Raw genomic sequence first — 10,956 nt, forward strand, 5'->3', positions numbered from 1 at the left:
GGTCTGATCACCAACCTGACCAACAACCGCTACGCCAACTTCGGCACCTTCGCCGAGCGCGGCCCGGTCGCCGGCAACCTGACCATCAACGACCCGCGCACGACGACGCTGGCCCAGCCGCTCTCGATCTACGGCGGCATCCGCTACGCCTTCGGCGCCGACCCGGTGCCGATGCCAGAGCCGCTGATCCGCAAATACTGATGGCTTCGACAATATCTAAATAAATTTACCTAAACCGAGGGAGCATTACGATGGCTACCACCTTCAATAACACCGTGTACCAGGCTGGTTTCGCCGGCACAGACGATGGCGCTCCAAGCGCGAGCTTCCAAATCGATGATGCTTCCCGAAATCCTCTCACCGTGAACGGAACGGTGAATGCCGCTGGCGATCCCATAACGGTCACTGGTATTCTGCCGGGTGCCACAACGTCCTCAACGACGACGTTCTACGCAACGCAGTTCGACAACCCCTCTATGATCCAGTTTACGGATACGCAGAGCGGAGCGAACGCCGCCTCGACGCGCCTCGTCCTCTCGAACTCACAGGTGTTCGGGTCAGGCGCGGCGAACAGGACGCGTTTCACGTCCGACGGGGATACGTCGCTCAACAGTTACTCCACCCCCACCGTCTGCTTCACCACTGGTACGTTGATCCGTACGTCTCAGGGTGATGTCGCGGTCGAGGATCTTTCTGTTGGCGATCTTGCGATAACCTCCTCCGGCGCCTCCCGTCCGATCCGCTGGATCGGGAGTCGTACAATCAACTGCGGGCGCTCCTCGCAGCCGTCCGACGTTATGCCCGTACGCATCCGTGCTGGGGCGCTCGGCACGAATAAGCCTGTCCGTGATCTCGTCGTCTCTCCCGGCCATTCGATTTGCCTCGACGTACTCGGTGAAGTGCTGATACCCGCATCGGTGCTGGTGAATGGCTCAACCATCGTCCAGGAGGACGTTGACAGCGTCACCTACTGGCACGTCGAACTCGATAGCCATGATCTTTTGATCGCCGAGGGACAGGCCGCCGAGAGCTATCTCGAAATGGGCAATCGCGGTTTCTTCGCCCGAAGCACAGACGACGCGACAGTGACGGACCTTGCCGCTAAGCCTGATGGCGACGCCGGTACGCGCACCCATGCTGATTTCTGCCGGCCGTTCCACGACAGCGGAGCCCTCGTCGCCTTCGCACGCCAGCGCATTGAAGCCCGCGCCGTGAAGCAAGGATGGCAGCTGGCCGGCACTGATGCATGGGCCGATGTCTACCTTGTCGCCGACGGTGTGCGGATCAATCCAGAAGTAAGCGGCTTGGTAGCGCGCTTCGTTGCCCCAGCCGGCTCACAAGACATTTGGCTGCACTCGCCAACATCGACCCCAAGCAAGCTTGGCATGGGTGCTGATATCCGTCGGCTCGGCCTACGCCTCAGCGAACTGCGCTTGGACGACAGCTGGGATGCTCGTGAAGTTGCACTCGACGATCCGCTGCTGTGTGTCGGTTTCCACGCTGTCGAGAGCGACGGAACCACAATTCGGCGTTGGACGGCCGACAAAGCGCGGCTACCGGCCGCGCTGTGGTCGGATGACGATCGCACCTTGGTCATACGTCTCGATCCGGTGAATGCTGCCCTGCCTCGATGGGTCATGTCAGCAGACATCGCAGGCGATGCGTTGCTAGTCGAACAGAACCGCAGCGCAGCTTGAAGCAGAGTCGCCTTACCATGGTCGATTTACGAGGTGGCGCAGCGCGCGCCACCTCGCCTCGCGTGCTGTACTGGCGTGAGACGACGGACGCACAGCCGTTCGAGACCGGCATCCAACGTGTCACCCGTCAACTCGCGGACGGATTAGTCCGGCGCGGCGTCGATCTTGTCCCTGTGGGGTGGGATGCTGGGCGTCGTTTGCTGCGCCTACCGAAGCCACTTCAAGGCGAGTTAGCAGCGGACTGGCTACTGTTACCTGAAATACCAATGTCACTTTTGAGCGAAGGGCTCGATCCAATCCAACTCGCCCGCGCGTACGGCCTGCGGTCGGCAGCAATCGTACACGATCTCATTCCCGTTCGGCTGTCTCACCTCTACGATGTTGACGCGCAGGCGTTGTACCGGCGGTATTTCCGCATGTTTGCCAACACTGATCTGGTATTTGCTACAACGGATTTGGTCGCGGGCCATCTGCGTACGCATCTGAGAACCGAGGGACTGACAGTTCCGCCCATCGTGGTCGTGCCACTACCCGGTCAGTTTGCCCACACACCGCGTGTACAAGAGCCTCCCGTAACGCGGCGGCCAAGTGATCCATTGCAGCTGTTGACCGTTGCAACCTGGGAACCGCGCAAGAACTTGCCACGCCTGTTGCGTGGGGTACGCCTTGCGCAGGACCGAAGCGGTCTTCAAATCCATCTGACGCTCGTGGGCCGTCGCGACGGCTATCCCGAGCATGATGCCGAGATTGAAGCGTTCCTGACGACCATTCCGGGCGCAACCGCTCGCGACCGAGCCGATGATCGCGAACTCGCAGAGTTGTATGAGGCGAGCCATGCCAGCGTGTATCCGTCCTGCGACGAGGGGTTCGGTATGCCGGTGTTGGAGAGCCTATGGCTGGGACGCCCGTGCGTGTGCCACGCAGGCTCAGCAATGGCCGAGGTGGCACCAGGCGGTGGCACGATGATGATCGACATGGCCGACGATGCCGCGATCGCCGATGCGTTAATGCGACTGGTGACAAAGCCAAGCCTGCTCGATCGGCTGACGGTTGAGGCATTGGCGCGCCCGCTGCGCACATGGGCCGAATATACTGCAGACGTAGCTAGCCGCCTCCAGCTGGCTTCCGGTTTGGTTTGACAGGATCGTACCGCGCTCGCCAGGCGGCCACACCATCGCAGCTCGCCCGGCTTGCACACCCAGCCGGTGGCCCCCCCCTACCGGCTATGCTTCGCAAGGATTTCTTGCATGGCTTCCGTGACTAGCGCTTCGATAGAGTTTCCAGCCCGACCGTGCTCAGCGACTAGCTCGCGGGAGAGACCGCGCACCTTTGCGATGAGATCTCGGTCCAGCCACACCGTGAACGCCTGCCGGTTCTCACGATGGTCTCGCACTTTAGGTGTAGGTTTATCTAAACCTTTATCTTGAGGTGTAGATATAGGTTGAGGTGTAGGGTCTAAGATGGGCTGCTCCCCAACGACGAAGGAAGCAGACAGGCTCGGCCGCTTAGCCATTCTGCTTCTCCGTCCGCTTGCGTTTCACCTTGATGCCAACCTGCTTTGCCACCCATCGGAACAGGGCATCAATCTCCTCAGCGCCCTTCCCGTTCGGCTCGATCTCCTGGATCGTGCTGCCGTCGATCAGGCAAGATTTGTAGCCCTTGCGGTGGCAGATGAAGGGCGCACCATGCTCGCGGCCGGTCGGGATACCGCGAGAGACGAACCCTGCAGCCGCCTCCTTCACATCCTTCTTTGCACCGCTCACATCCACATCAGTGAAGATGACGAAGTTCGGCTTGCCCAGGCCCTTGGCCATCGTGTGTGAGGTCGGCACGGCATCCATGTCGGCCAATGATGTGCGCGATGGGATTAGCACGAGGTCGGACAACTCAGTCGCTCGCTTGCCCATGATCTCGGCTTTGCCGGCCGTGTCGATCAGGACCAACTCGGCTCCCTGCTTCTCGAACTCGCGCAATGTGGGCTCAAGAAAGTCTGGCGTCGTTTCAGGCCGAACGGGTGGTCCGTCTGTTTGCCTCCGCGTGGACCACATCCGGAGCGTGGCCTGAGGATCGGTGTCCACGATCGCGCTCAGAATACCAGCGTGGTGAGCAGCCACAGCGAGGTGCGCCGTGAGCGTGGATTTCGTGCTCCCGCCCTTCAAACCCAAGATCGTGACAACCCGCATCGACTCACCTCCGGCGCGCTTCCTAAACGGTGTAGGTCTAAGGTCCAAAGATACCGTTTAGCTTGACCTCTAGGTAGCCCGTTTAGGTATGCCGTTTGCATTTAGGTGTAGGTTTACCGTTTATCTTGCTTGTCAACTGAACCGAAGGCAGATAACTTCCGATAACAGATATTCTCGGAAGTTTCGAGCGAGCATGGTCGCAAGCGCCGTGAGAAAATGAAGCCTCGGCTATATGGCCGGATCGGTTGGAGGCAGGCAGGATGGGTGCGGAGAACTTCGCCGAGTCAGGAGCGCCTGATGCAGCGGCTCGACCGCGAGTGCCAGGAACAGACTGAGCGCGTTCGCGACATGGTCCGCGAGGCCGGGCGGCCGGATCTTCTCGCCGAGTTCGACCAGAGGCTGCGCGAGAGCGATCTAGGCATCACGGGCGCCCGCTCGACCTGGCACAGCATCTCGGATGCGCAGCGGCGCTTGCTGATCCTGCTGTCCAACGGACCGGCGAGCCTTCGCCGCACGAAGGCTGCGTCCTACGACGTAGTCTCGGAGGCCGGTTCTCGGGCAACAGGTATCCGGCTTGGCACGGTCAGGAACCTCGCCCGGCGGGAACTCCTCGAATGGACCGGCGGTGCGTTTGACCCAGAAGCCTCCGCTGCGCCGACCGAACGAATGTCCTTTGTCCTGAAGCACGGTCGCCCAGCGCCGGGAGCGCACTTCAATGGCTTCCGGCCATGATCGCGAGAGGGGTCGGCGCGGGGAGGGGATGCGATGGTGACGACCGCGGGCCAGTGGAAGGCTGAGGAGGTGGAAATGTCAGACCTAGACGCGAAGCGCGATGAGATCGCCGCCCATATCGCTCGCGACCTCGGGTTCGACGGGCTTGCGGGCCTGAACCCGTCCGATCGGGCTGCCGTCGATCAGCAGACCGCCGAAACGATCGAAGGTTGCGACCCAGCCTCACCGGAGCCGGTCGATTGCTCGGATGCGGACAGAGTGATGCGTCGCCTCCTCGCAGAGTACCGCGGCCTTCAGCAGATCCGAACCGATGAGGGCAACGTGCGCCTGGCAGAAGAGGGCGAGGTGTTCGCCCCGGAAGACGATGCCTGAAATTTCGATGCTGTCCGTCGCGGTTCTTTCCAACTCCGGAAGCAACCTGCCGGCCGATGCGCTCGCCCTGGTACGGGACTATCAGCGCGCCTCGAAGGCCAGCGCCACCGTGCGCGCCTACAAATCGGATGCGGCAGCCTTCACGGCATGGTGCGACGGCCACGGGGTCTCGTCTCTGCCGGCCTCGCCCGAAACGGTTGCGGCGTTCCTCTCGCACGAGGCGGCAGCCGGGCGGGCCTCATCCACCATCGGCCGGAGGCTCGCGGCCATTGCCTACGCGCACAAGCTCGCCGACCTGCCGGACCCCGGCGCGCACGAGACGGTGCATGCCGTCATCAAAGGCATTCGGCGCAGGCCGGACATGGAGATCCGGCGGAAGACGGCCGCGACCGCTGAGGTGCTGGCCGCCATGCTCTCGCACGTCCCGCCTGGGCTTGCGGGCAAGCGGGATCGGGCCTTGCTCGGGCTTGGGTTCGCAGGTGCGTTCCGGCGGTCGGAATTGGCCGCGCTGCTGGTCTCGGACCTGACCGACCACGCCGATGGCCTGCGCGTACTGATCCGTCGCTCCAAGACCGATCAAGAGGGCAGGGGGGCCGAGAAGGCGATCCCGCACGGCCGGCACGTTCGGCCGGTGGCACTGCTGCGGGACTGGCTCACGGCGGCTGGCATCACGGACGGGCCAGTGTTCCGGCCGATCTCGCGGTCCGGTCGGATCAGAGCCGAGGCTCTGACGGATCGCAGCATCGGGGACATCGTGAAGCGCTATGCGGGGGCGGCAGGGTTCGATCCGGCTGCGTTCGGCGGACATTCCTTGCGGGCCGGGTTCGTGACCACGGCGGCCGAGCGTGGGGCCGACCTGGCTCGCATCATGGAGGTGTCAGGCCACCGCGATCCGCGGACCGTGCTTGGGTACGTTCGACGGGCGAACGCCTTTAAGGACCATGCGGGAAGCGGGTTCCTTTGATAGGTCCGACCCGCCGATCTAAACTAAACCTCTTTGGAGCAAGCGGGTATGGGCAGTCTTTCTTCACTGGATGTCGTATACGTTGCCTTGATATTCATTGTTCCAGGGTTTCTGATTAAAGCTGTCCGGTCTCAATTTGTTATTGAGCAAGATAGAACTGGTGCAGACCAGTTTGTAAGGTTGCTAACTTATAGCGCAATAAACAACGCGGTATTTGGATGGATCATATATCTAGCTATAAGTTACGAGACGACCTATAACATACGGATCTTGCTTTGGACGTTGTTACTACTGCTCGCGCCCATAATAATCGGATTTATTTCTGGAATAGCTTCGCAAAAGGAATGGTTATATCGACTTTTGCGCCGCGCCAAACTGAAACCAATCCACACTGTCCCGAACGCATGGGATTATAAATTTGCGCACGCAGGCGGGGAATGGGTTGTGGTGGTCCTCAAGAATGACACCATATTCCGTGGCTGGTGGGGTGGGGCGTCCTTCGCGTCTTCCGACACCAAGGAGCGGGACATTCTAGTCGAACAAATCTTCGATGCTGACGACGATGGCAAATGGACCCGAACCGATAAAAGCGTTTTGATCACATGTGGCGAGATCAGAAGCATCGAATTTACTCCTCATAAGGAGCCTGAAGATGGCGAATGAGAACAAGCACGGCAGTAGCGCTCCTGGACGCGAAGTTCTGAATAAGGGCCATCAAGGTGGGAAGGTTCAGCCCAGCGGAGCGCAAGACGGTCACCCTGGACAGGCCATCCATCGGCCTCTGCGAATAGATGGCGGGTATCAGGGGCCTACATCAGGCGGAGCGCCAGCAAATCCGCCCAGCGGCGGCTCAAGTGGTACAAAGAAGTGATGCCGTAGGCGTCCAAACCCACGCTGCTGCCTTTGAGCGGGGAATTTAAGGGCGCAAGCCATGAAGCGCGACATAGATCTTGTACGGAACATCCTCCTGGCGGTCGAGGCAGCACCGCAGAAGCCGAGTTCAGCGTCTCTGCGGGACGATCTCGGCGAGGCTGAGCCTCATCAGGTCGCGGATCATATTCGCCTCATGGAAGATGCGGGCCTTGTGACCTGCATCAGCAGCGCACCGCTAGCCAGCCATTGGCGTTGCCAGAACATCGATCTGACGTGGGAGGGTCACGACTTCCTCGATACAGTTCGCGACCCTGAGGTGTGGAAGCGGACGAAGGATGGCGCGAGCAAGATGGGCGGCTGGACGTTCGGGCTGCTGAAGGATCTCGGGACCGCCTACCTCAAGCACGTCGCGAAGGAGCGGCTGGGGCTGGATCTATAAGCGCTTTGAGGCAACCAGATTGAAGCTGCCTTCGCCACGCGACAGTCACTCAGGGCCTGCGATGGTGTGCCTTAAAACACCATTCGCACAATTATTTTTGCGCCGCCTACCGCAGGGTGCCGCTGATCGCGTCACCGCTACCGCGTGAGGCGGTACCATAAAATTCGCGTTTTGTCAATGCCGTATTGACTGAATTGGTGACACAATCAAGTGTCGCTCTCACATTCAGGAGCGACCCATGGCGATCAAATCGACTGCCTTCGGCCGCGTGACGCTGACAGAGGATGACGCTGCGCAGTTCCAGAGGCAAGTGTCTCATGGACGGCCAACCAAGGCTGCTATCCTCAGCGTCGAGCGCGGCTTGAACATGAACAAAGCCCTCCAGGCTAATGGAGGCAAATTGAAAATGACCTTCAGCCGTGCCTCAAGCAGATCTAAGGACTGAAGTACGGCAGATTGAGCCCGGTGATAGACTCACCGGGCTTTCTCTTGGCGCAGAATATACAGCGCTAAAGATTTTTGTTCAAAAACATGCGAAATCTTTTCACTCTTTAGGTTTAGCGAAGACTTATGCCGTCTTTGATCTCGACAATAATAACAAAATTCTTGCTTACGTAACTTTAGTGTGCGGCGAAATCCAACTAGAAAATGGCGAGCACGTAATTCCTGACGAGGAAGTTGATTATCGTCATAAGCATTTTCCAGCAATAAAAATTGCAAGGCTAGCAGTCGATACGAGGCATCGTGGACTTGGAATAGGAGAGGGTCTTATCGATCTATCTCTCGGTGTTGCAAAAGGTACTGTATGCCCAGCCGTGGGTTGCAGATTTATCGTTGTTGACTCAAAACAAGGGGCCATAAATTTCTACAAGAAGACTGGCTTTACGATGATAAACACCGAGGCCAATCGTGAAAGGGCAGAGCCTGTTATGTTCATAGATTTGCATAAAATTTAGACTATTTGTGTTTTCAAAGGTGTAAAATTGTATCCTACTGTCGATACAAATATTGTGCACACCGAATAGTATTTGTATACGTGACTACCTTATCTCGGTTCTTGATAGATTTCATCTAAGCGCTGATGCTGCCTTAGGTGTTCCTCCCTACTCCGCTGGCTAGCGATGGCAACCTGACGCCGAAGTTGCGCAACGTAGTCAAATCGGAGCGTGACGGGGTCCAGTTTGTGAGCCGATCGGAGGCGATCTGCGATCTCCCACGCCTGAAGACCGAGCTTGGCCGCCTCCTCTTGCGCACTGTCCCCTATACCATCTGGCGTGTATTCGACGATGGCATCGATCACGCTTTGAGCGTCCTTGATCGCCATCGAAAAGCCCAGGACTGCGCTCGCGTCGTTGGCGTTCAACGCCTTCCATCCGTCTGCATCATCGGGCAGATCGGGCTGGCCTGGAAGCGTCGTGATCCAGTCGGGAAATTCCTCATCAGGGCGATGCTCAGGGTGCTCGTTTTCAGAAACGAACGTCGCACATGCTTTGGCATAGGCTTCGAAGTTCACCGCTAGCCGCATCGCGAGGTATGTGCCATCAGCGCGGTGCTTCCGCCACGCGAGCACGAGCGTCGCGACGCCTGACCCAAGACCGGCTCCGATAACGACCTTGGCGAAGTCCAGAAGCCCGACGCCGTCCATCATCACACCCTCAACGAGCCTGATCCGGTCCGCACAGCGCTATAGCCGCTTGCCGCGGGCTTCGGAGCTGCATGGGGCTTCGCGACATGGCCGGGACGCACGGTATCGAGAAGCTGACCGATGAGGCCAAGAGCGTTCGCCTGATCGACTAGGCCTGAGAAGCGCCGCTATCCGAGAACTGCTGCCCTCAAACGGAATGTCCTGCCTCAAGCTCGTTCTTGATCCCTTGAAGGGCTTCGCGCTCGGCCTTGCACGCAGCAAGGGTCTGATCCGTCATATCGATCTCCTGCCCTCCAGGCTGCACCTCACTTACCTTTCGGGTCTTGGCCTCCATCATCTCAACCGCTTGGCTGATGTCGGCGATGCGCTTCGTCGCGTAGGTGAGGAACGCTGCTTCGATGGCCATCTTGGTCTCTCATGCCGTGTCGAGGATCATATAGGGCGGTAGGCCCCGACGGGGGCGAAGCCTTGGCGTGCTGAGACGTGCCGTGCCACCCACTCGTCCGCCCTCAGTTCCGAGCCGGTGGCGCAGAGCACGCCGTTCGTGACGATGCCGAGGTCATCGCCAATCCATGCCTGGCAGTCCTCGACGCGGATATCAGGTCACGCCCAGGGCATGGTAGCGAGGTATTATCTTGCGCTGGGAGTCCGCTATGGATGTCGTCGTGAAGCCGACTGGGTCTGAGGGTAACTCTTGGAGCTTGAAAGATCGGCTCGGCCGGTCTCTCGGCACCATTGGGCAGTCCGAGGAGGCGGCCGGGTTTCAAATTACGCCCGACCCGGCCAGAGGTCTGCGAGCGATCTCTCGTGGGCACCACACGCTGCACGATGCGATGACGGCCATCGCCAAGTGCATGCAGGGTGAATGCATGCTCGATAGTCAGTCCTGAGATTGGGAGGCTGGACCATCGGGGTGCTTGAAGGATCTCGGCACCGCTTACCTCAAGCACGTCGCTAAGGAGCGGTTGGGGCTGGACCTATGATCAGCGCCAATCTTGCCCGGATCATGGATCAGAGCGGGCACCGCGATCCACGGAAGGTCGTCGGATACATCCGCCGGGCAAATGCATTCAAAGGGCACTCCGGGAGCGGGTTCCTGTGAGGCCGCCAAGTGCGATGGATGCGAAACTAGACCGACCCTGCTGCCGTAGAGGCCGTAAATGGCACGCGCACAGGGTCCAGATTGGCAAAGCCCCATTACATCGTCCGGCGCAGCCGCTCGGGCAGGTTCAACTTCACGCTGATTACCGATGATGGACGCCTTACGGGGTCTATCTCTACCGAACCCAACGGCCGACCTGGCAATGAGATTGAGCAGGAAGCTCGCGATAAGATCCGAGCGATTGCGGGTAGCTTTGCCACGGCCACCGAGCTGAAACTTGCGGAAGAAGGTACCCCATGCATCGAGCAAGAGGCTGACTAAACGCTTGTCGCTCAGGTAAGTTTGCTACCTAGTACCGATCCGATGGGGGTAGGGGTGACAGAGGAAACCAAAAATGTACCCCATGCCCCGTGTGGATGCGCCCGGCTGCATGGCGCCTGCGCAGCGGCTCGGTGCGGAGCCAAGCGGCGGGATGGCGGCGCATGTCAGCAGCCAGCCATGCGCAACGGACGGTGCCGACTTCACGGCGGGAAGAGCACAGGCGCTCGAACGCCGGAAGGGAGGGCGAAGGCGCGAGCGGGAAACCTGCGGCACGGGCGGTATTCAGCGGAAGCGATCACTGAGAGGCGGGAGCTTCGACGGGTTCTTCACCTGGCCCGTAGAACGCTTCGGGATCTCGCAGCGCTGGCCTGAGCCAGAGTTCACCGTGACATCGCCGACCACGGCTTGCCCGCCCTCGTAGACGTGGACGTGCTCCACGCGGACCTTCTGCTCGCCACCACGCCGGAGCTTTGAAAGCGCCTCGATCTGCGCCGTGTACGTCTGATCGGCCCCCACGAGGTGGTCCAAGGGTAAAGTTAGTGCACGGTGGGCCGCTCCGCCACGGATAGCTTGGCCGGCGGAGCTGGTCTGGCAAGCGCAGCCGGCCAAGCGGAGAAGGCTGGCATGA

The 10,956-nt window shown here is 59.8% G+C and carries 13 protein-coding genes and 1 pseudogene; 10 read left to right on the forward strand and 4 right to left on the reverse strand.

The window, feature by feature from the left end; all coding sequences use genetic code 11:
* The 3 genes from FV222_RS08810 to FV222_RS08820 all read left to right on the forward strand — a co-directional run.
* On the forward strand, positions 1-201 hold a 201-nt coding region (locus FV222_RS08810; RefSeq protein ID WP_147813861.1), incomplete at its 5' end, for a hypothetical protein.
* Between the two features lie 50 nt (positions 202-251).
* The gene (locus tag FV222_RS08815; protein WP_147813863.1) at positions 252-1,697 is read left to right on the forward strand and encodes a Hint domain-containing protein; all 1,446 of its coding nucleotides are present in this window, start codon (positions 252-254) and stop codon (positions 1,695-1,697) included.
* Between the two features lie 17 nt (positions 1,698-1,714).
* Positions 1,715-2,836 (forward strand): glycosyltransferase, encoded by a 1,122-nt coding sequence (locus FV222_RS08820; protein WP_187277269.1) that lies wholly within the window; start codon positions 1,715-1,717, stop codon positions 2,834-2,836.
* Positions 2,837-3,202: 366 nt separating this feature from the next.
* On the opposite strand, the gene FV222_RS08825 is transcribed toward FV222_RS08820, so the two are convergent.
* Positions 3,203-3,880, reverse strand: a complete 678-nt coding sequence (locus FV222_RS08825) for an AAA family ATPase (RefSeq protein WP_147813867.1) — start codon at positions 3,878-3,880, stop codon at positions 3,203-3,205.
* Positions 3,881-4,177: 297 nt separating this feature from the next.
* Between FV222_RS08825 and FV222_RS08830 the strand changes: the two genes are divergently transcribed.
* From FV222_RS08830 to FV222_RS08860, 7 genes are all read left to right on the forward strand, one after another.
* Positions 4,178-4,612: a hypothetical protein gene (locus FV222_RS08830; RefSeq protein ID WP_147813869.1), complete on the forward strand. Its 435-nt coding sequence runs from the start codon at positions 4,178-4,180 to the stop codon at positions 4,610-4,612.
* Positions 4,613-4,645: 33 nt separating this feature from the next.
* Positions 4,646-4,984 carry a hypothetical protein gene (locus FV222_RS08835; protein WP_246685386.1) on the forward strand — a complete coding sequence of 113 codons (339 nt, stop codon included), beginning with the start codon at positions 4,646-4,648 and terminating at the stop codon, positions 4,982-4,984.
* Complete coding sequence (locus FV222_RS08840) at positions 4,977-5,948, forward strand: site-specific integrase (RefSeq protein ID WP_147813871.1); 972 nt, start codon at positions 4,977-4,979, stop codon at positions 5,946-5,948. Before FV222_RS08835 ends, FV222_RS08840 begins: the two co-directional genes overlap by 8 nt.
* A gap of 48 nt (positions 5,949-5,996) precedes the next feature.
* Positions 5,997-6,611 carry a DUF6338 family protein gene (locus FV222_RS31075; protein WP_147813873.1) on the forward strand — a complete coding sequence of 205 codons (615 nt, stop codon included), beginning with the start codon at positions 5,997-5,999 and terminating at the stop codon, positions 6,609-6,611.
* Between the two features lie 268 nt (positions 6,612-6,879).
* Positions 6,880-7,260 (forward strand): DUF2513 domain-containing protein, encoded by a 381-nt coding sequence (locus FV222_RS08850; protein ID WP_147813875.1) that lies wholly within the window; start codon positions 6,880-6,882, stop codon positions 7,258-7,260.
* A gap of 238 nt (positions 7,261-7,498) precedes the next feature.
* The gene (locus tag FV222_RS08855) at positions 7,499-7,705 is read left to right on the forward strand and encodes a hypothetical protein (protein WP_147813877.1); all 207 of its coding nucleotides are present in this window, start codon (positions 7,499-7,501) and stop codon (positions 7,703-7,705) included.
* The gene (locus tag FV222_RS08860) at positions 7,680-8,216 is read left to right on the forward strand and encodes a GNAT family N-acetyltransferase (RefSeq protein ID WP_147813879.1); all 537 of its coding nucleotides are present in this window, start codon (positions 7,680-7,682) and stop codon (positions 8,214-8,216) included. Before FV222_RS08855 ends, FV222_RS08860 begins: the two co-directional genes overlap by 26 nt.
* Before the next feature lie 89 nt (positions 8,217-8,305).
* Here FV222_RS08860 and FV222_RS08865 read toward each other — a convergent pair whose 3' ends face one another.
* The 3 genes and pseudogenes from FV222_RS08865 to FV222_RS31080 form a co-directional block, all read right to left on the reverse strand.
* Positions 8,306-8,908 carry a hypothetical protein gene (locus FV222_RS08865; protein ID WP_147813881.1) on the reverse strand — a complete coding sequence of 201 codons (603 nt, stop codon included), beginning with the start codon at positions 8,906-8,908 and terminating at the stop codon, positions 8,306-8,308.
* Positions 8,909-9,092: 184 nt separating this feature from the next.
* Positions 9,093-9,311, reverse strand: coding sequence for a hypothetical protein (locus tag FV222_RS08870; RefSeq protein ID WP_147813883.1), 219 nt, complete (start codon positions 9,309-9,311; stop codon positions 9,093-9,095).
* Positions 9,312-10,610: 1,299 nt separating this feature from the next.
* Positions 10,611-10,832 (reverse strand): annotated as a pseudogene (locus FV222_RS31080) (hypothetical protein); the annotation flags it as partial.
* Positions 10,833-10,956: the final 124 nt, after the last annotated feature.

The organism is Methylobacterium sp. WL103 (assembly GCF_008039885.1).
GTDB classification, from domain to species: domain Bacteria; phylum Pseudomonadota; class Alphaproteobacteria; order Rhizobiales; family Beijerinckiaceae; genus Methylobacterium; species Methylobacterium cerastii.